The sequence below is a fragment of the Streptomyces sp. NPDC045998 genome, assembly GCF_056430285.1.
In genome coordinates this window covers 690122-709229 of the sequence record NZ_JBWKLJ010000004.1, presented here as the reverse complement: position 1 = coordinate 709229, position 19108 = coordinate 690122, and the positions used below count along the sequence as shown (strand labels likewise).

The window sequence follows — 19108 nt, the reverse complement described above, 5'->3', positions numbered from 1 at the left end:
CGGATTACGCGAACGCCTTGGCCAGACGGCGCAGGCCCTCGGTGATCTCCTCGGGGGAGTGGGTGGTGAAGGAGAGGCGCAGGGCGGCCGGGTCGGGCTCACCGGCGAAGAACGGGGCGCCGGGCACGTAGGCGACCTCATGCCCGATGGCGACCTGGAGGAGCTGGGTGGCGTCGGATCCCTCGGGCAGGCGGGCCCAGACGAACATGCCGCCGGCGGGCTGGTTCCAGTGGCTGCCGGCGGGCAGGGCGGCGGGCAGGCCGTCGAGGAGGGCGTCGCGGCGTTCCCGGTAGGCGTCGCGGATGGTCCGGATGTGGGCGTCCAGGTCGCTGTCGCGCAGATAGCGGGCGGCCACGGCCTGGTCGACCGTGGAGGTGTGGAGGTCGGCGGCCTGCTTCGCGATGACGCAGGACCGGCGGATGGCCGCGGGGGCGCGCAGATAACCGAGGCGCATGCCGGGGGCCATGATCTTGGAGAAGGAGCCCAGCAGGATGGTGCGGTCGGACGCGGCGGGCGACGTGGCGATCCAGGGCACCTGCTCGCCGTCGTAGCGGAGTTCGCCGTAGGGGTCGTCCTCCACGATCCAGAAGCCGTGCCGGGCGGCCGTCTCGGCGACGGCGGTCCGCCTCGCGGCCGGGAGGGTGCGGCCGGTCGGGTTCTGGAAGGTGGGGACGAGGTAGAGCAGCTTGGCGGGTTCGCGGGCGGCGATCTCGTCCAGGGCCTCGGGGATGATGCCGTCGTCGTCGGTGGGGACGGGGACGACGCGGGCGCCGGCGAAGCCGAAGGTCTGGAGGGCGGCCAGGTAGCAGGGGTCCTCGACCAGGACGACGTCGCCGGCCTCCAGGGTGGTCGTGGTGATGAGGGTGAGGGCCTGCTGCGACCCCGTGGTGATCACCAGGTCGTCGGCGCCGGTCGGCAGCGCACGCGCCGTGAGCCGCCGCGCGACGGCCTCGCGCAGGTCGGCGTCGCCCTCGGTGGTGGAGTACTGGAGGGCCCGGCGGGCCCCTTCGGCCATGACGCGGTCGAATGCCGCCTTCAGGCCGTCGACGTCGAACAGTTCCGGAGCCGGAAGTCCCCCCGCGAAAGAGATCACTTCGGGGCGTGCGGTGAGCAACAGGATGTCCCGTACCGGCGAGGAAACGACGCTGGCCAGGCGGGAGGCGACTGCGGGCGGGGGGACAGAAGGCTGCATGCCCCAAGCATAAAGAAATCAGGGGGGCTGTCCAGGCTGCGGATTGGTCAGGAGGCCCTGATTCGCGGGGAGTTGTGCCTGCCTGCCGGACGCGCTTCGGCTCAGCATTTGAGACTTCGGTGCATAGGGAAGGAATATTTGCGGGGAGTCCTTGGCCGATTTACGACGGCGGATTCGAGCACACTCCACCGGTGGCGCTCGGTGAGGAGTCGGCGCAGATGGGAGGCGCTGCGACGGGAGGGCGCTCCAGGGTGGCGGAGGTCGCCCCACCCCCTGCCGGGGAGGCGGGAGGGGGAGGGAATCCCGACACCTCTCGGTGGCGTGTCGGCTGCCGTGGCCGAAAGGTTTCCATTGAACAGCCGTTTGGGGTGTGGTTATCGTCGGCCCGCTCTGCTGAAGGCAGCGGTGCCGACCGGCGGCGCGGACAGGTGAAGCGGAACCGGAGTTCCGTTCGGGCGCGTACACAATCCCCATCCCCGATTTCCCCGACCGAGTTTCGGTGATCCGGCATGCCCGGACCCGGTGGGGGCCAGTGAGGTGTAGAAACGCACATGTCATTCACCATCCCGAGCGATGAGGTCGTCGTAGTCCGCACTCCCGACGAATTCCTCGCGATGCCCGAGGACTACCGGGAGATCGCGATCCGGGGAATGATCGTCAACACCGAGGGGGAACTCTCGGGCGCCGACGACTACATACAGGTCTTCCTGCCACTGGCGCCCAACGCCGAGGAGCGGCAGGTCTGCGCGGAACGCGCGGTCGAGGAGTACGACCACTACAAGATCGGCAAGCGCATCCTCGCCGACATCGGCATCGACACGTCCTCCATGGAGAAGCAGACGCTCGCCGAGCGGAAGCTCTTCGCCGGCCACGAGTTCCACCAGTGCACCACCTGGGCCGAGCGCGGCATCTTCTCCTACATCGGTGAGGAGACGGCGATGGTGATGATCTCCGAGTTCGCGCAGAGCAGCTACAAGCCGTGGGCCGAGGCCGTCCGCACCATCATCCTCGACGAGAAGGTCCACATCGCGCACGGGGCGCGGGTCTGCCGCAATCTGGCGCAGACGGACGAGGGGCGTGAGGAGCTGCAGCAGGCGCTGGACCGGCTGTGGCCCGGGTTCGAGCGGATCTTCGGCAGCTCGCGGTCCGAGCGCTCCCGCATGGCGGTCCGCTTCGGACTGCGGCAGACGACGAACGGTCAGGCGCGGGACATCTGGCGGGAGAAGGTGACGCCCCGCATCAAGAACCTGGGGCTGAAGGTTCCGGAGTAGGCGGGACGCTCCCCGAGCGTCCCGTGAGGGGAGTGGCAACGACAGCACGTCTCTGAGATCCCGAGAACGAGGAGCACATCCCCATGGCGACACCGGTCACCATAGGCCAGCGCCCCCTTACCCGCAGGGAGGCCAAGGAGCGGACCGCCGCTCTGCTGGCGGAGCGGCCCGACCTGGCCGACCGGCTGCACCGTCTGCGCCGACTCGGACGTACCGTCCGCTCGTGCGAGGTGCACCTGACCAACACGTGCAACATCCGCTGCAAGGGCTGCTGGTACTTCGAGGGCGGCTTCGACACGGCGGTCAAGGAACTGTCCGACGTCGACAAGATCAAGGCGTTCGCGAGGAGGCTGCGCGACGACGGCGTCAACCAGGCGACACTGATCGGCGGGGAACCCACGCTGGTCCTGCGCCGGGTCGAGGCGTTCGTCGAGGAGCTGCCGTACATCACCATCTCCACCAACGGGCTGCGCCCGATGCCCATGCAGGGCTTCGAGCACATCGCCGTGGCCGTCAGCATCTTCGGCGGCGGGCCGCTGGACGACGACCTGCGTGCCATCCGCGTCAACGGGTCGAAGTTCACCGGCCTGTTCGACACGGCGCTCTCCCACTACCGCGACGACCCCCGGGTGCTGTTCATCTTCGCGCTCTCCGAGGCCGGCCTGCGCTATCTGGAGCCGACGGTCCGGAAGATCGCGGACAACGGCAACATCGTCACCTTCAACTTCTACAGCGAGCACGGCTCCGACCACCCGATCCAGATCGAGAACGAGCGCCGGGTGCTGGAAGAGGCGCTGCGGGTCAAGGAGCTGTACCCGGAGACGGTGGTGAGCCACCCGTACTTCATCCGCACCCTCATCACCGGCACCTCCCACTGGGGCGCCCGGTTCGGCTACGACGTCTGCCCGAGCCTGAGCGTGGACCACCCGGACCACGAGGAGCGCGTCGCCAACGGCAACCCGGTGATCCCCGGCTTCGCGGCCTGGGGCGCCGACTACGAGACCCTCCAGTTCTGCTGCACCTCCGGCGACTGCGGCGGCTGCCGGGACAGCCAGGCCGTTTACAGCTGGCTGGTGGTCAGCGCCAGCCGGTTCCTGGACAGCGCGGAGCGGCTGGAGGAGTGGCTGGACATCGCGGAGAGCTACTGGCGGCAGTGGCACTGGTCCCCGCTCCACGCCACCAAGGTCGCGGCGTAGCCCGCGAAGCCGACGGCACGCAACCCCCACGACGTCCCGCACGACGTCCCGCACGAGGAGGGCACATCACCCATGCTTGACCACGCCGCGATCGAGAAGTTCATCCACGAGGCGCTGGTGGAACTCGGTGTCGACGACGGGGACATCCGCCCCGACGCCGCGCTCGACGACCTGGAGATCGACTCGCTCGACATGGTCGAACTGGCGCAGGCCATCAAGAAGGACCTGCAGGTCCCGGTGAAACCGAAGGACTTCGACGGGCTCGACACCGTCGGCCAGATACTCGAGCTCTGCTACGCGAAGGCCGGACTTGAGTGACGCCGTGACGGGGGCGGTGGTGACCGGCTTCGGCGCGGTCACCCCGCTCGGTGTCGGCGCCGACGTGCTGCACGAGCGGGCCGTCGCCGGGGAGAGCGGGCTGCACGAGGGGCTCGGTACCTGTGACGGTTTCCGCGCCGCCGACCACCTCTCCCGTCACCTCGTGCGCCGCACCGACCGGTTCACGCAGTTCACGCTGGTGGCGGCGGAGGAGGCGCTGACGCGCGCCGGCTGGACACCCGGGGCCGCGCCGTACGACGCCGGGCGCGTCGCCTGCGTCATCGGCTGCGGCCTCGGCGGAACGGCCAGCTTCGAGGCGCAGGGCCCGGTCCTCGCCGAGCAGGGCGCCGAGTACGTCTCGGCGCTCATGGTGCCGCAGATGATGGCCAACGCCGCCGCCGCGCACCTGTCGATGCGGTACGGCTTCCGGGGCGAGTCGCTGTGCGTGGCGTCCGCGTGCAGCAGCGGCGCGCAGGCCATCGGTACGGGGCTGCGGCTGCTGGCGGCCGGCGCGGCGGACGCCGTGGTGGTGGGCGGCGCCGAAGCGTCGACGTCGGAGCTCGTCAGCGCCGCCTTCCGCAACGCCGGGGCGCTCTCGCCCACCGGCCGCTGCCGGCCGTTCGACGCGGAGCGCGACGGCTTCGTCATCGGGGAGGGCGCCGGCGTCCTCGTCCTGGAGACGGCCGCCGGAGCCGCCCGGCGCGGGGCCGAGGTCCTCGGCGTCGTACGGGGCTACGGCGCCACCTCCGACGCCCACCACCTCACCGCCCCCGAGCCCGGCGGCCGCCCCGCCGCCGAGGCCGTCTCCCAGGCGCTGCGCCACGCCGGGACGGCCCCCGGGGAGCTGGACTACGTCAACGCCCACGGCACCGGCACCCTGCTCAACGACCGGCTGGAGTGCGACGCCCTGCGCCTCGCCCTCGGCGACGACACCCTGGCCGGCATCCCGGTGTCGTCCAGCAAAGGCGGCATCGGGCACCTCTTCGGCGCGGCCGGAGCGGTGGAGGCCATCGTCACCCTGCAGGCGCTGCGCCACGCCGTCGCACCCCCGACCGCCGGCCTCCGGCAGCCGGACGAGCGGCTCGGCGGGCTCGACCTGATCCGGACGGCACGCGAGCTGCCCGGCGGCGACCGGCCGCGGGTGGGCCTGTCCACGTCGTTCGGTTTCGGCGGCCACAACGCGGCGCTCGTCCTCTCCACCCCCTGACCGACGAAAGGCCACAGCGTGATGCTCGGCTTCGCAGGACGCCGCTATCTCGTGACCGGGGTCCTCAACGACGACTCCATCGCCTGGCACACCGCCAAGGCCCTCCAGGAGGCGGGCGCGGAGGTCCTGCTGACCGGGTTCGGCCGGACGCGGCGGATCACCGAGGCCGCGGCGGCCAGGCTGCCTCACCCCGTGGACGTCCTGGAGCTGGACGTCACCCGGCCGGACGACCTCACCCGGCTGGCCAAGGAGCTGGAGGTCCGATGGGGTGCGGTCGACGGCGTCCTGCACGCGATCGCCGCCGCCCCGCAGTCCGCGCTGAGCGGCAACTTCCTCACCACCCCCGTGGAGAGCGCCACGCACGCCCTCCACACGGCGGCCGTCTCCCTGCACGGGCTCACCGCCGCACTCGCCCCCCTGCTGGCCAGGAAGCGCGGCAGCGTCGTCGGGCTGGACTTCGACTCCACCGGCGCCTGGCCCGGCTACGACTGGATGGGCGTCAGCAAGGCCGCCCTCGGCGCCGTCTGCCGCTACCTCGCCCTCTACCTCGGTGACAGCGGCATCCGCGTCAACCTCGTCGCCGCCGGACCCGTGGAGACGGTGGCGGGGTCGGCCATCAGCACCTTCGACGCCATCGCCGACCGGTGGGAGCAGGAGGCGCCGCTCGGCTGGGACCGCGCGGACGTCCAGCGCCTCACCGGGCCCGTCCTCTTCCTGCTCTCCGATCTCGCCGCCGCCGTCACCGGCGAGATCGTGCACGCCGACGGCGGAATGCACGCCGTCCGCATGGGCGTGGGCGGCGGCCGGACCTCCGGGAAGGAGACCGCACGATGACAGCGGCGATCACCGGTATCGGGGCGGCGCTGCCCGAACGCACCGTGCCGAACAGCCACTTCGAGGCGATCGGTTCGTCGGACGAATGGATCGTCAAGCGGACGGGGATCAGGGAACGCCGCTTCCTGCCCGAGGACGGCCGGCTCGCCGACCTCGCCGTCACCGCCGCCCGGGCAGCGCTGCGGCAGGCCGGACGGGACGCCGCCGACCTCAGCCACGTCGTCGTCGCGACGACCACCCCCGACCGGACGACGCCCGGACTGGCGGTGGAGGTGGCCGCACGGCTCGGCACACCGCAGGCCGCCGCCTTCGACCTGCACGCGGCCTGCGCCGGATTCGTCTACGCGCTGGACCACGGGACGGCGCTGATCGAGTCCGGGCGGGCGGAGGCCGTCCTCGTCTGCGGGGCGGAGGCGCTGACCCGCATCACCGACGCCCAGGACCGGTCGACGGCCGTCCTGCTCGGCGACGGCGCCGGTGCCGTCGTCCTCACCGACCTCCCGGACGCCCCCGTCGCGCCCGCCTTCCACCTCGCCTCCGACGGCAAGCAGATCCCCCTGCTCTTCGCCGACCGCCATGACCGCAAACTCCGCATGAACGGCCCCGAGATCTTCGTCCACGCCGTGGAGAAGATGAGCGACGCGGCCCGACGGGTACTGGAGCGACGCCACCTGACCTGCGACGACGTCGACCTCTTCGTCGCCCACCAGGCCAACGCCCGCATCGTGAGGGCCGTCGGCAAGGAGATCGGGGTGCCACCCGAGAAGCTGTTCCTCAACGTCGACCGGGTGGCCAACACCTCGTCGGCGTCCATCCCCATCGCCCTGACCCACGCCCAGGAGGCCGGCCGGCTCGGGCCGTCCGGGGTGCTGGGCGTAGCGGCCTTCGGCGCGGGGATCACCTGGGGTGCCGGTGTGCTCGGCTGGCGGCTGGGATGAGCGCCAAGCAGCCCCGCCTGCCGCTGCTGGGCGAGATCACGGCCCCCGACGGCGCGCGGCTCACCGTACGCGTACGGGCGCGGGACGACGACGCCGATGCGCCCGTCGTCGTCCTGCTGCCCGCGATGGGGACGCCCGCGCGGAACTACCTCCCGCTCGTGCGGGCGCTGCACCGGCGCGGCATGACGGTGGTGACGACGGACCTGCGCGGGCAGGGCGAGAGCGTGCCCGTGCCCGCGCGCGGCGTCCGGTTCGGCTACCGCGACATCGTCGAGCACGACATCGGGGCCGTGCTCGACGTCGTCGACGCCGCGTACCCCACGGCACCGCGGCTGCTGCTCGGGCACAGCCTGGGCGGACAGCTGGGGCTGGTGCACTGCGGGCTGTTCCAACCCGCGCGGCTCGACGGCGTCGTGCTCGTCGCCAGCGGCTCCGCCTGGTACCGGACACTGGGGCGCGACGGCGCGCGGTGGCTGGTACGCAGTCAGCTCAGCGCCCTGGGGGCCGGGATGCTCGGGTACTGGCCGGGGGAGCGGTTCGGATTCGGCGGCCGGGAAACGGCGCGGCTCATGCGGGACTGGGCCCGCCAGATGCGCACCGGCCGCTACACCGTCCCCGGGGCGCGGGTGGACTACGAGCGGGCCCTGCGGGCGGTGACGCTGCCCGTCCTCGCCGTCGACGTCGAGAACGACACCATGGCGCCGCCGACGGCCGTGGACCACCTGTGCGCCAAGATGCCCGCCGCCCGGGTCGAACGCCTCCACTACGCGTGCGCCGACGCGGGCGGCCGCCCGCTGGACCACTTCCGCTGGATACGGCACCACGGCGGCCTCGTCGAACGCATCGGGGCCTGGGCGGAGCGAGTCGTCCTCGCCTCCGACCGGGCGGCCTGATGCCGGGCGGCCCGCCCGGGCGAGCGCTGCCACCGTGACGCCCTGCCGACGGCCGCGATCGCCCTGAGCCGCCGTCGCCCGCTCGCCCTCGACCCGCCGTACGGGAACGCCGTACGGGAACGCCGCACGAGAACCGCCGCGCTGAAACCGCCGTACGAGAACGGCCGCACGAGAACCGCCGCACTGGAACCGCCGCACTGGAACCGCCGCACTGGAACCGCCGCACTGGAGGATGACCCGATGCAGCCCGAGCCTGCCCCCGACCCCGGAACCGTCCCCGCCCTCCTGGCCCGCGCGGCCGCCGCGTACCCCGACCGCCCGGCCCTGCGGTTCGACGGCGACGAGCTGACGTTCGCCGAGCTGGACGACCTCAGCTCCCGTGCCGCCGCCCTGCTCCGCGCCCTGGGCACGGCACCGGGCGACCGCGTCGCCCTCCTGCTCCCCAACACCCCCCTCTTCGCGGTGCTGTACTACGGCATCCTCCGCGCCGGAGCGATCGTCGTGCCCATGAACCCGCTGTTGAAGGCCGGGGAGATCGAGCACTGCCTGAACGACGCGGGAGCGGCCCTCCTCTTCGCCTGGCACCAGGACGGGCACGAGGCGGCTGAAGGCGCCCGCCGGGCCGGCCCCCCGCGCATCGTGGTCGAACCGGAGGCGTTCCTCGCCACGCTGCGCACCCACCTCCCGTCGGCCCACGACGAGCCGCGCTCACCCGCGGACTCCGCCGTCGTCCTGTACACCTCCGGAACCACCGGCAAGCCCAAGGGCGCCGAACTCACCCACCACAACCTGCGCCGCAACATCGACGAGGGCGCGCGCGTACTGCGCCTCGGTCCCGCCGACGTCATCTTCGGCGGGCTGCCGCTCTTCCACTCCTTCGGACAGGTCATGGGCCTGAACTGCGCGGTGTCGGTGGGCGCCTGCCTCACCCTGCTGGCCCGCTTCACACCGGCAGCCGCCTTCTCCGTGATCCAACGGGACCGGGTGACCGTCCTCCTGGGAGTCCCCACGATGTACACGCTGATGCTGCGGCTGGCGGAGAGTCCCGAGTCGGGCCCGTACGACCTCTCCACCCTGCGCGTCGGCCTGTGCGGCGGCTCCCCGCTGCCCGTGGAGGTGCTGCACGGGTTCGAGAAGGTGTTCGGCTGCGCCGTACTGGAGGGGTACGGGCTCTCGGAGTCGTCGCCGCTCGCCTGCGTGAACCGCCTCGACCGTGAGCGCGTCGCCGGCACGGTCGGCATCCCCGTCGACGGCGTCGAGATGCGCGTCGTCGACCGCGAGGGCAAGGAGCTGCCCGACGGCGAGGTGGGCGAGATCGTCATCCGCGGGCACAACGTCATGCGGGGCTACTGGCGCCGTCCGCAGGAGACCGCGGAGACGGTACGGAACGGCTGGCTGCACACCGGTGACCTCGGCACCCGGGACGCCCGCGGGGACTTCCGGATCGTGGACCGCATCAAGGACCTGGTCATCCGCGGCGGGTACAACGTCTATCCGCGCGAGGTGGAGGAGGTGCTCTACGCCCATCCAGCGGTCGCGGAGGCGGCGGTCCTCGGCGTCCCGCACCCCGTCCACGGCCAGGAGGTCGCCGCCGCCGTGGTGCTGCGTGACGGAGCGTCCGCCACACCCGACGAACTGCTCGGCTTCGTCCGTGAGCGCGTCGCACCCTTCAAGTACCCGCGCATCGTGTGGATCGCCGACTTCCTGCCGAAGGGCCCCACCGGCAAGATCCTCAAACGGGAGATCGTCCGGCCCGACCCGGCCGCCGGCTGAGAAACGCACACGCCCCACCTGCGGCCACCGGATCGGGATCCAGGGGCCGCAGATGGGGCGTTCCGCCGCCCTGTCCCGCTTCCTCGCAGGTCAGGGCATTTTCGGCGGTACATCGACGGTAGGCCGTGTGGGACTCGAACCCACAACCAACGGATTAAAAGTCCTGGCCGGGTCCGACCGGATGATGGCGAGCAGTGTTGCTCCGTCCAGGGATGCCTGGTCGGACGGGGTGAGCGGTGCTGAGTGATCCGGCCAAGACCAGGCTGTGTCGGAACGTCCGCTTACGCATCGCTCACGCACGGACGGACGTCGCTGCGGCCCGCCGTTTGACCAGCGCTGTTGCTCCCCTCATTCCCCGTGGTTACCTGCGTCAGCTGGAACTCATCTGGCGCTGCCAACGTGTCACCGCACAGCGGCCTGGCACTTAGCGCGAGCAGAACTGCCACAGGTCGCTGACCCTCCCCTATAGGGACAGGAGGGCCAGCAGCCGCCAGAGGTCAGGAAATCAACCAGTCCAGAACCTCAGACCAGCGGAACTGCTGAGCCTCATGCATGAGTGCCAGGGCGGCGGAACCACTGAGCGCCCGGACCAACACATCCGCTAGCGGAAGTGCATTCAGCCGCCAACTGTGGCGCAGCTTGGGTACCGGTGTGGCCGTTGCACCGGCCTGTCCCTCCAGTACGACTACTACCGTCGTCCCCTCAGCCGCTCCGCGTATCTGGACCAGCACCACCCGGCCATCCTTGCTCATGGTCCTCTCCTCGTCATCACTGCTGTCGTTGGGTCGAGATTGGTCGCCGCAGGCCCTGAACAGTGCTGATCGCAGACAGGCCGCGAACGCGCCCCGAACAGGGCAACTTGGGGTTTCCTGGTGATCGACGGGTCGAGGCTGAGATCCTGAGAGGATGCTGGGGTGAACGAGGTGGCTACGGACTGGCAGAAGGCCGTCCGGCGATTCGGGGGCTTGCTCGGCCAACTGCGCGTAGAGGCCAGACTGACCGTGCGCGAGCTCGCCGCAGCCATCGGGGTCTCCCCTGCCACCGTTTCGAAGACCGAGAACGGAGGCCACGCTAGGCCGCAGGACTTCTACGTCGTCAGGCAGTGGGTCACGGCCTGCACGCATCACATGGAAGGGCACAGTAGGTCGAGCTCGATTCCGGTGTCACTCGACTGGTGGCGTAAGGAGCACAGTCAACTAGAGCGCCTACACCAGAAGTTGAGTCTGCGCATACCTGGCCCTGAGCTAACCAGTCCCGCCGCGCCGGCTGCGGGCCCCAGCCAGGAGCACGATCCCCCTCTGGTGTCCTTCGAGGTACTGCATCAGAAGGCAGTTGATCATCTGGCCGACCGATCGCCCCACGTACGCATGGCCGCTCTGCGCACGCTGGGAGACCTAGGGGACCAGTACCGCGAGAAGCGGCAGCGCATCGTCGACGAGTTGTGTGACTACCTCCGTATCCCTCCAGACACCAGCGACGCTGGCGAGGGCCAGGTCAGACGCACGGCCCAGATGGTGCTGGCTGCCCGTCTGCGGCCCGAACGCGGTAAAGGCGCGACCGCCACGAACACTTCCTTCTGGCCAGGCATGGAGGTCGACCTAAAGCGGGCGTTCCTCCGCGATGTTTGCTTTAACGGCTGCGAGTTCCTCCGCGCCGACTTCGACGAAGCACAATTCGAGGGGGAGGCTCATTTTGATGATGCACGTTTCATCGGGGAGGCAAGATTCGTCGGAGCCGCATTCCTTGGATACGAGGCCTCGTTCCAGCGCGCGCGCTTCGAGGGAGTCAGCTGGTTCCGGTGGGTGGCCTTCCACGGCTACGCCTACTTCCAAGGAAGCTACTTCGGCTTTAATGCAGAGTTTTCGCGATCACAGTTTAGCGAAGACGCTTATTTCGACCACACGATGGTAGTGGAACACGCCTGGTTCACGCACGCCGTGTTCCACGGACCCGTCACATTTAGGCATGCCCGGGCTGAGCGTGCGACGTTTTGGCTCGACTCCTTCCGGGCGGCCACTGACTTCCGGTGGTCGCAATTCACCTCACCTCCAGAGGTCTACGATTGCGAAGCATTTGGCCATGCCGATCGATACTGGCCCGATAACTGGGTGGAACTGGCTGCTGAGGATACTCCTGGGATCGCCGCCCCGTGGCCAGCAGGCTGGGTGGCAATCGCCGATGAGGCACATATCACAGAAATAAGGGATCGGCGGGAATCTCCACCCTAACCAAGATTCCCAATCGGGGACATTACTAGCCCGTGATTCGGGCGGCCCTCTCGCACAGCTCTTGCGCCTCCGCCACTCCGCTGTACCGCCGAAGACGGACCCGCATGTCCTGGAGTGCGGCCTGGACCTTGACCGAGCGGATGCCGTCCGCGCAGTCGAGGAAGTCGCGCCAGGTGGCCAGGGCTCCATCTGCGTCGCCTTGGCGGAGGCGGACGCCACCGAGATCGGCGAGGACGATGGCGCGGGTGGCGGCGGTCTAGGCCGTGGATGTCGAGGGCGAGGTGGAGGTGTTCCTCGGCGGCGTCGAGGTCGCCAAGGCGGGCGACGATCATGCCGGTTTCGTGGGCCCAGCGGCCAGGGGAGTAGTGGGCGGCCCACGAGTCGCCGGGCGTGGCGGCCGGCTTTCCGATGGCGGTCTCGGACATGGCGAGGTGCTTGGTGGCCATGCGGCGGTCGTCGTCCTGGGCGGCGGCGTTGGCGAGGGTGGCTTCGTAGTAGGCGACGGCGCGCGGGTTGTCGAGGTGGCGGCCGTAGTCCACGCAGGCTTCGCCGAGCTGGACGGCTTCGGCCCGGTAGCCGAGGTCGACGCACTGCACGGCGAGGCCGCGGAGAGCCGTCGCGGACAGCTCCGGGTCGCCGGCCTCGGCGGCCAGACGGAAGGCGTGGGCGTAGTAGCGCTGGGCGAGTCCGCGCAGTTCGGGAGTGTCGCCTTCGTCCTGGGCCATCCAGCCGGCGAGGTGGACGAGCTGGGAAGTGGCGGCGAACAGGTCGCGGCCGATGGCCTCCGTGAAGCGGCCCTCCAGCCATCGGGCGACCGAGCGCCCCGCCGCCGAAGCGCTCGCCCGCCTCGTTCTCCAGGCGTGGCTGGACACCCTCCCCGGGGAGACACGGTGAGCGCGAGCACCCGGCGAACCGCGGCACCGGCAGGCGCCTTCCACAAGCCGGTGGCGACCCGCGAGCAGGCCGAGGCCGAGGCGAAGGGATGGGCACGGCTCGCCTCCCGTATTGCGGTCCCGGCCCTCCACGGGCAGATCGCGTTGCCGGACAGGCAGCTCCTCGCCTGCGAGGACGTCTTCGCCACCGGCCGGTGTGAGCTGCTCCTGGGCGACGTGATCGCCCTCGCCGACCGCGACCCGGCCGTGCAGCCCCGACTCGAAGAACGTCACAGGAACCCCGAGGATCTCCGCGACCGGGGGATCAAGTGGTGGCCGTCCTACGCGCGCACAGGAAGCGCCAGGCACGAGAGCGGAAGAAGGCGGGTGCTGCCTCGCAGGAGACCGGGAAGATCTTCACCAAGGAGGATGACTCCTGGCTCCACGCGGAAACGGTCTTGGAGACCTTCCGCCGCCTCCTCGCCACCACCGACCTCCCGCCCATCACCCTGCGGGACCTCCGCCATGTGGCGGCGACGCTCACCACGACATCCACACCATCAAGGAGACTCTCCGCCACTCCATGATCACCCTGACCTCGGACACGTACACGAGCCTGCTTCCCGAGGTAGACCGTGAGATCGCGGAGAAGGCAGCCGCTCTGGTGCAGCGCAGCCGCCCTATGACGTCACAGTCCGATTCGTCTCCGGCCCCATGACAGGCGGCCCTCTCTACCAGCGACGACGCGGGTTTCGGAAAGAGTAAATCAATCGAGCAGTAAGTTCTTCAGCCAATTCCCGACCACGCCTGGAAATCATTTCAACACCGATAACCTCTTCGGGTTCGACTTCGATGGGCGCATCGGTTGGTCGGATTCTGGCGGAATGTGGGTTAACTTCACTAAGGCGCTCCACGGTGACCATCGAGGTATTCTCGATAGCCACAGCAGGGGCGTAATGCGAAGCAGCGGGACTAGCAATAGAATCCAAAATTTTCAGCAGGATTTCGATCCTATCGCGCGTGCGGTCCTCGTCCAGCACATAGGAAAGACCCGGATGCGGGAGAGCCTCCCAGGCACTTCGCTGACCTGATCTTGTAATTGCGATTCCAGACGAACGATCATGCCGATCATTTACGGCTACCAAAGCTACCTCGGTCGAGTCATAAGCGTCTACATGCTCAAGACTCGTGAAGAACCCTTCCGCCCGCCCTAGATCAACCAACTCGGCAGTCAGCTGTTGCATTCTCACTGCAGGCACTCTGCCGGTTGCGGGAACAGGCACGAGGTGGAGTTCAAGCAACGAAGCACTGCTGGCGTGCGCACTCGTTGGGACCAGATCTTTGTGCCAGGACACCGCAGCTGGCCGCTCAAGGGCCTGCCAGACCAGTTCGTCGCCGGATCGTTGTGAGGCGCTGAAGTCTGAGCCGCCAGCAGGAACCGGTGGTGGGGTGAGCTGAGCAATCACTTCTGCCAGGAAGAGCGCAGCATGACTGGCAGCCGCTTCCTGTAGCCCTTGACCATCAGTGTCCTGCTTCGTTCCATCCGCTCGATCGCTGATTCCCCGGATCATCAGATGGGGCACGGCTTGAGCTTTATGGGCCGCGCTCGCGAACCCGGCGCCTTCCATTTCCACAGCGACGGCACCATTGTAATGGTGGTCCAAGAACGTTCGCAGAGAGGACTCCTGAGGAGCATTCAGCACGATGTCACCCGCCACAATCGGCCTGAAATGCACCTTGACCGAAGCGCGCGTTTTCTCGGGAAGTTTATTTCTCCATGCGCCGACATTCGCAACGTACTGGGCCACCTGCTGCAACTGGTAGGAGGATTCCCAACTGCGAGAGCGGACCTTGAACCCATCCAGATCCTGCTTCCCTCCGTGATATGCGTGCACTTCAGTCGCGACTACGACATCCCCTGGAGAGATGTCCGATTTAAGCCCTCCAGCAATTCCCGTGAAGAAAACAGCTCGCGGTTGGACGAAACTGGCGGCTCGCTCCGTAAGCGATGCGGCCGAATCGTTGCCGGGACCGGTAGACGTCAAATAGACCGTGTGCGAGGTACCAGCAAGGCGCCCTTGCTCGAAGATAGTTCCAGCGTGATCAACACGCCTCGGGTCCTCAAGGAGGCTACGCACGGCCTGGTACTCCAACGGCAGCGCCGTCAGCACAACGACCTTGTCCGATGTCTCGTTCAACTCGGCCCCCTTGCCCAGCATCGCTTCACGGTGCAGCCTCGCAGCGAAGTCCGCTCTCCAGATTCATACCGTAGGCCCTGTCGGCGACTCTGAACGGGTGAACGGCATCGCGTCGGTACATGAGGGGGAACCCATGGCTGGTAACGGCGAAACGAGCGAGAGCGCCGTGCTCCTCGCTGAGTACACCCAGATCAAGGATGAGCAGCGAGCGCGCATCGGATTCCGCGACAACTTGCTGTACGTCACGCTGGCGGCCGTGACTGCTCTGACTGCTGTCGCTCTACAGACCAAGCGCCCACAGCTGCTGCTGGCTCTACCGGTCGTCTGCATCGTGCTTGGGTGGACCTACCTCGTCAACGACGAGAAGATCTCAGCCATCGGACGGTACGTCCGCACCGAACTTGCCGGTCAACTGGCAACAAGAGTGGACGCAGGGTCCCCGCTCTTCGGCTGGGAGACCTTCCACCGCAACGACGCGAAGCGGGTCTCTCGCAAGGTCACCCAGACGATCGTCGATCTGACGGCCTTCTTCCTCACCCCCTTCTCCGCGCTCATCACCTTCTGGTGCTCGGGTGGGGACAGCCCTCTGTTGACCACGGCCTCCGTCCTGGAAGCCGTCATGTTGGTCGGCCTGGGCATCCAGTTCCTCCGTTACGCGGAAACGTAACCGCCTCGTGAGCGCAGCGTTCGGTATCAGTGGCGCTCACGCACACGCCCCCGAACGACGAAGCGCCCCGCCCGGTCGAAACCGGTCGGGGCGCTCCATCGCAGGTCAGGAGGTTCCTCCTGTCCTACCTTCGGTAGGCCGTGTGGGACTCGAACCCACAACCAACGGATTAAAAGTCCGCTGCTCTGCCAATTGAGCTAACGGCCCGTAACCCGCAGCATAGCCCGGGCGCGGAGCGTCATGCCGAGCATAGTCCCCCCGCGTCGGGGAGCCGATCGAGTATCGGCCCTCCCCCGCGATGCGGAACGGGCCCGTACGGCACCGAAGTGCTGTACGGGCCCGTCTCAGGCGCGTGGATCAGGCGTACGCGTCAGGCGTACGGATCCAGGCGTACGGATCAGCCGTTGCGCTTCCAGCGCGGCTTGTCGTCGCGGCGGAAGCCACCGCTGGACGGACGGTCGTTGTCCCGGCGGAAACCACCGCTGGACGGACGGTCGTCGCGACGGTCGCGGTTGAACGGGCGGTCGCTGCCACGGTGGCCGCCGGAGGGGCGGTCGTCGCGGCGGAAGCCACCGCTGGAGGGACGGTCGTTGTCGCGGCGGAAGCCACCCGACGGACGGTCGTTGTCGCGGCGCTCGAAGGAACGGCCACCACGGTCGTCACGGTCGCGGTTGAACCCACCACGGTCGTCACGGTCCCGGCGGAAGCCGCCGGAGGGACGGTCGTTGTCGCGACGGAAGCCACCGCTGGAGGGACGGTCGTTGTCGCGACGGAAACCGCCCGACGGACGGTCGTCACGGTCGCGGCGGAAGCCACCCGACGGACGGTCGTTGTCCCGACGGAAGCCACCGGACGGACGGTCGTTGTCGCGGCGCTCGAAGGAACGGCCACCACGGTCGTCGCGGTCGCGGTTGAACCCACCACGGTCACCACGGTCACCGCGGTCGTCACGGTCGCGGCGCTGGAAGTTGCCCCGCTCGTCGCGGCGCTGGAAGCCACCCTCGCGGCGGTCGTCACGACGGTCGTCGCGGTCGCGGCGCTCGTCGCGCGGCTGCTCCGGTACGGAGAGGGCGGCGGCCACCTCGGCGAGCTCGGCCTCCGCGGCCTCCGTCACCTCGGCGACGGCGGCCTCGGGGTCCTCGCCGCGCTCGCGGGCGGCGCGGGCCACCAGGCGGTCGGCCTCCTCGCGGAGCTCGGCGGCACGGCGCTGCACGCGCTCCAGCTGCTTGGTGAGCTCGGCGACCTCGCGCTCGGCCTGCTTGGCGGCGTTGTTCGCGGAGTCGGCCTGCACCTCGGTCAGGGACCGGGCGCCGGTGATCTCGGCGACCTCCGGGTCGAAGGCGCCGGCGCCGCCGACGATGTGGCGCGAGGCGTCGACGCCCGCGTCCTCCATCAGGCGGAAGATCTGGCGCCGCTGGTGCGGCAGGGCCAGCGAGACGACCACACCGGACTTGCCCGCACGGGCCGTACGACCCGAGCGGTGCAGGTAGTCCTTGTGGTCACCGGCCGGGTCCACGTTCAGGACCAGGTCGATGCCGTCGACGTGGATGCCGCGCGCGGCGACGTCGGTGGCGACGAGCGCGTTGACGTAACCGTCCTTGAAGTCGGCCAGGGTGCGCGTACGGGCGCCCTGCGTCATGCCGCCGTGGAGCGCGTCGGCCTTCACGCCGGCCTCGCGCAGCTGCTCCGCGATGCGGTCGGCGCCCAGCTGGGTGCGGACGAAGATGATGGTGCGGCCCTTGCGCGCGGCGATCGCGGCGGTGACCGGCGCCTTGTCCTTCGGCTTCACGACGAGGACGTGGTGCGTCATGGTCGTGACGTTGCCCTGGGCGCTGTCGACCTCGTGGACCACCGGGTCGGTCAGGTAGCGCTTGACCAGCGTGGCGATCTCGTTCTCCATCGTCGCGGAGAAGAGCAGGCGCTGGCCGCCGGCCGGCACCTGGTCGAGCAGCTCGGTGACCTCGGGCAGGAAGCCCAGGTCCGCCATCTGGTCGGCCTCGTCGAGGACGGCGACCTGGACGGCCTCCAGGGAGCAGGCGCCGCGGTTGATGACGTCGCGCAGGCGGCCCGGGGTGGCGACGAGGATGTCGACACCGCGCTCCAGCGCGTAGATCTGGTTGCCCATGGACGTACCGCCGCAGACGACCTTCATCTTGAGGCCGAGCACGTCGCCGTACGGCTGGAGGGCGTCCGCGACCTGCATCGCGAGCTCACGGGTGGGCGTGAGGATGACGCCGCGGGGCTTCTTCTTGTCGGTGTGACCGCCGGCCAGGGTGGCGAGCAGCGGCAGACCGAAGGAGAGGGTCTTGCCGGAGCCGGTGCGGCCGCGGCCGAGGATGTCCTTGCCGGCCAGGGCGTCCGGGATGGTCGCGGCCTGGATCGGGAAGGGGGTGGTCACGCCGTTCTGCGCGAGCTTGCGGACGACGCCCTCGGGCAGACCGAGGTCCGCGAAGGTGATGGTCGGCTCGTCGTCGGCGACGACGTCCGCGAGGGCCTCGGTCTCGACGGCCTCTACGGCCTCGACGAGCGCCTCGTCGGCCTCGGGCAGGACAGCGTGGTCAGAACTGAAAATGGACATGCGAAATGCGAAACCTTCCGGAGTCTCGGCACGCGCCCGTCAACTCCGTGTTTCGCAATTCGACCGCCTCGATGCGGTCAGCCACGGCTGGGAGTACGCGCCACACGCGGCGCGCTTCTGTCGGCGCCGGGCAAATGGGAAATGGGATCAAACGATCTACCACCATACGCACCTACCCCCCTCTGACGCAAACCGGCCCCTCTCAGGCGGGCGCGACCTGCGGCGATGCGTGCGGCTCGGCCGACCAGTCCGGCCCCCGCAGCGCCTGCGTCCGGGTCGTGTCCGCGGCCGGCGACGCGGACGGCGAGTCGGACGGCTTCGGGCCCGGGCCGGGGTCCGTGGGCGGGTCGGCCGGGGTGGGCGTGGGGTCCGCCGGGGTGGGCGCGGGCGGTGTCGGCGCCTGGCTGGGCGAGGCCTCCCCGCCGCCGGTCCCGCCGGAGTCCCCCGGCCCGCCGCCCTGGCCGCCACCGGGACCGCCGGCCGGGGGCGTGGGGTCCTGCGGCCGTCCCGGCCGGCCGCCGTCGCCGGGGCCGCCCGCGGACGGCTTGGCCGACGGCGCCGCCGAGGCGCTCGGCTCCGCGGAGGCGCCGGCCTCGCCGGCCTCCTCCGCCGCGCCGGGCCTCCGGTCCACACCGAGGCCCTCGGCGCGCGCCCCCGGCCGGACTCCCGGCCCGGCGGCGCCACCGTCCACGTCGGCCGCCGCCGCGCCGGAAGGGCCGGCCGAACCGGACGGCACGGGCTTGGCGCTCTCGTCGGACACGCTCATGCAACCGCTGAGCGAGCCTGCGGACGCCGCGACCGCCAGTGCGGTCACGGCCCATCGGACGGGGGCGGGCAACTGGCGCACGCGGGCACCTCCACAGGCACGGGTCAGGGTTTCCCTGCCCAACTCCCCACGCCCGTCAAGGACACGCCCGAAAGCGGGGGCCGTGGCCAGCCGTGG

At 69.7% G+C, this 19108-nt stretch carries 16 protein-coding genes, 1 tRNA gene and 2 pseudogenes; 12 read left to right on the top strand and 7 right to left on the bottom strand.

Annotated elements, in window-relative coordinates:
* Positions 1 to 4 precede the first annotated feature (4 nt).
* On the bottom strand, positions 5 to 1192 hold the full coding sequence (locus tag AC07FJ_RS16380; RefSeq protein WP_479049451.1) for an aminotransferase-like domain-containing protein: 1188 nt from the start codon (positions 1190 to 1192) through the stop codon (positions 5 to 7).
* Between the two features lie 551 nt (positions 1193 to 1743).
* Between AC07FJ_RS16380 and AC07FJ_RS16375 the strand changes: the two genes are divergently transcribed.
* The 8 genes from AC07FJ_RS16375 to AC07FJ_RS16340 all read left to right on the top strand — a co-directional run bounded on the left by AC07FJ_RS16375 (position 1744) and on the right by AC07FJ_RS16340 (position 9622).
* Positions 1744 to 2463, top strand: coding sequence for a Phenylacetic acid catabolic protein (locus tag AC07FJ_RS16375; protein WP_479049449.1), 720 nt, complete (start codon positions 1744 to 1746; stop codon positions 2461 to 2463).
* Between the two features lie 83 nt (positions 2464 to 2546).
* The gene (locus tag AC07FJ_RS16370; RefSeq protein WP_479049447.1) at positions 2547 to 3659 is read left to right on the top strand and encodes a radical SAM protein; all 1113 of its coding nucleotides are present in this window, start codon (positions 2547 to 2549) and stop codon (positions 3657 to 3659) included.
* A gap of 72 nt (positions 3660 to 3731) precedes the next feature.
* A complete protein-coding gene (locus tag AC07FJ_RS16365) occupies positions 3732 to 3977 on the top strand; it encodes an acyl carrier protein (protein ID WP_403547842.1) in 246 nt (81 codons plus the stop codon).
* The gene (locus AC07FJ_RS16360; protein ID WP_479049445.1) at positions 3970 to 5184 is read left to right on the top strand and encodes a beta-ketoacyl-[acyl-carrier-protein] synthase family protein; all 1215 of its coding nucleotides are present in this window, start codon (positions 3970 to 3972) and stop codon (positions 5182 to 5184) included. The genes AC07FJ_RS16365 and AC07FJ_RS16360 overlap by 8 nt, the downstream gene beginning before the upstream one ends.
* 21 nt (positions 5185 to 5205) lie before the next feature.
* Positions 5206 to 6018, top strand: a complete 813-nt coding sequence (gene fabI / locus AC07FJ_RS16355; RefSeq protein ID WP_479049443.1) for an enoyl-ACP reductase FabI — start codon at positions 5206 to 5208, stop codon at positions 6016 to 6018.
* Positions 6015 to 6956, top strand: coding sequence for a beta-ketoacyl-ACP synthase 3 (locus AC07FJ_RS16350; RefSeq protein ID WP_479049441.1), 942 nt, complete (start codon positions 6015 to 6017; stop codon positions 6954 to 6956). Before fabI ends, AC07FJ_RS16350 begins: the two co-directional genes overlap by 4 nt.
* Entirely contained in the window at positions 6953 to 7849 is an 897-nt protein-coding gene (locus AC07FJ_RS16345) for an alpha/beta hydrolase family protein (RefSeq protein ID WP_479049439.1), read from the top strand. The genes AC07FJ_RS16350 and AC07FJ_RS16345 overlap by 4 nt, the downstream gene beginning before the upstream one ends.
* 240 nt (positions 7850 to 8089) lie before the next feature.
* On the top strand, positions 8090 to 9622 hold the full coding sequence (locus AC07FJ_RS16340; RefSeq protein WP_479049437.1) for a long-chain-fatty-acid--CoA ligase: 1533 nt from the start codon (positions 8090 to 8092) through the stop codon (positions 9620 to 9622).
* Between the two features lie 497 nt (positions 9623 to 10119).
* Here the strand turns inward: AC07FJ_RS16340 and AC07FJ_RS16335 are convergent, their stop codons facing one another.
* Complete coding sequence (locus AC07FJ_RS16335; protein WP_479049435.1) at positions 10120 to 10374, bottom strand: hypothetical protein; 255 nt, start codon at positions 10372 to 10374, stop codon at positions 10120 to 10122.
* Between the two features lie 162 nt (positions 10375 to 10536).
* Between AC07FJ_RS16335 and AC07FJ_RS16330 the strand changes: the two are divergent.
* Positions 10537 to 10692: pseudogene (locus AC07FJ_RS16330) on the top strand (helix-turn-helix domain-containing protein); the annotation flags it as partial.
* Between the two features lie 231 nt (positions 10693 to 10923).
* Positions 10924 to 11850, top strand: coding sequence for a pentapeptide repeat-containing protein (locus tag AC07FJ_RS16325; protein WP_479049527.1), 927 nt, complete (start codon positions 10924 to 10926; stop codon positions 11848 to 11850).
* Here AC07FJ_RS16325 and AC07FJ_RS16320 read toward each other — a convergent pair.
* A complete protein-coding gene (locus AC07FJ_RS16320; protein ID WP_479049433.1) occupies positions 11847 to 12722 on the bottom strand; it encodes a hypothetical protein in 876 nt (291 codons plus the stop codon). The two genes, AC07FJ_RS16325 and AC07FJ_RS16320, sit on opposite strands and share 4 nt — an antisense overlap.
* A 332-nt stretch (positions 12723 to 13054) precedes the next feature.
* On the opposite strand from AC07FJ_RS16320, the pseudogene AC07FJ_RS16315 reads away from it, so the two are divergent.
* A pseudogene (locus AC07FJ_RS16315) lies at positions 13055 to 13440 on the top strand (site-specific integrase); the annotation flags it as partial.
* A 13-nt stretch (positions 13441 to 13453) separates the two neighbouring features.
* On the opposite strand, the gene AC07FJ_RS16310 reads toward AC07FJ_RS16315, so the two are convergent.
* Positions 13454 to 14941, bottom strand: coding sequence for a 5'-methylthioadenosine/S-adenosylhomocysteine nucleosidase family protein (locus AC07FJ_RS16310; RefSeq protein WP_479049431.1), 1488 nt, complete (start codon positions 14939 to 14941; stop codon positions 13454 to 13456).
* A gap of 76 nt (positions 14942 to 15017) precedes the next feature.
* Between AC07FJ_RS16310 and AC07FJ_RS16305 the strand changes: the two genes are divergently transcribed.
* Positions 15018 to 15587 carry a hypothetical protein gene (locus tag AC07FJ_RS16305; RefSeq protein WP_479049429.1) on the top strand — a complete coding sequence of 190 codons (570 nt, stop codon included), beginning with the start codon at positions 15018 to 15020 and terminating at the stop codon, positions 15585 to 15587.
* 134 nt (positions 15588 to 15721) lie between these two features.
* Here AC07FJ_RS16305 and AC07FJ_RS16300 read toward each other — a convergent pair.
* The 3 genes from AC07FJ_RS16300 to AC07FJ_RS16290 form a co-directional block, all read right to left on the bottom strand.
* Positions 15722 to 15794: transfer RNA gene (locus AC07FJ_RS16300), tRNA-Lys, on the bottom strand.
* A gap of 190 nt (positions 15795 to 15984) precedes the next feature.
* On the bottom strand, positions 15985 to 18165 hold the full coding sequence (locus tag AC07FJ_RS16295) for a DEAD/DEAH box helicase (RefSeq protein ID WP_479049427.1): 2181 nt from the start codon (positions 18163 to 18165) through the stop codon (positions 15985 to 15987).
* Positions 18166 to 18367: 202 nt separating this feature from the next.
* Positions 18368 to 19012: a hypothetical protein gene (locus AC07FJ_RS16290; protein ID WP_479049425.1), complete on the bottom strand. Its 645-nt coding sequence runs from the start codon at positions 19010 to 19012 to the stop codon at positions 18368 to 18370.
* Positions 19013 to 19108: the final 96 nt, after the last annotated feature.

Bases quoted from the DNA above. Each gene is read 5' to 3' on its own strand.
- AC07FJ_RS16380 (WP_479049451.1), bottom strand. From the start codon at position 1,192: ATGCAGCCTTCTGTCCCCCCGCCCGCAGTCGCCTCCCGCCTGGCCAGC.
- AC07FJ_RS16375 (WP_479049449.1), top strand. From the start codon at position 1,744: ATGTCATTCACCATCCCGAGCGATGAGGTCGTCGTAGTCCGCACTCCC.
- AC07FJ_RS16370 (WP_479049447.1), top strand. From the start codon at position 2,547: ATGGCGACACCGGTCACCATAGGCCAGCGCCCCCTTACCCGCAGGGAG.
- AC07FJ_RS16365 (WP_403547842.1), top strand. From the start codon at position 3,732: ATGCTTGACCACGCCGCGATCGAGAAGTTCATCCACGAGGCGCTGGTG.
- fabI (WP_479049443.1), top strand. From the start codon at position 5,206: ATGCTCGGCTTCGCAGGACGCCGCTATCTCGTGACCGGGGTCCTCAAC.
- AC07FJ_RS16350 (WP_479049441.1), top strand. From the start codon at position 6,015: ATGACAGCGGCGATCACCGGTATCGGGGCGGCGCTGCCCGAACGCACC.
- AC07FJ_RS16345 (WP_479049439.1), top strand. From the start codon at position 6,953: ATGAGCGCCAAGCAGCCCCGCCTGCCGCTGCTGGGCGAGATCACGGCC.
- AC07FJ_RS16340 (WP_479049437.1), top strand. From the start codon at position 8,090: ATGCAGCCCGAGCCTGCCCCCGACCCCGGAACCGTCCCCGCCCTCCTG.
- AC07FJ_RS16335 (WP_479049435.1), bottom strand. From the start codon at position 10,374: ATGAGCAAGGATGGCCGGGTGGTGCTGGTCCAGATACGCGGAGCGGCT.
- AC07FJ_RS16310 (WP_479049431.1), bottom strand. From the start codon at position 14,941: ATGCTGGGCAAGGGGGCCGAGTTGAACGAGACATCGGACAAGGTCGTT.
- AC07FJ_RS16295 (WP_479049427.1), bottom strand. From the start codon at position 18,165: ATGTCCATTTTCAGTTCTGACCACGCTGTCCTGCCCGAGGCCGACGAG.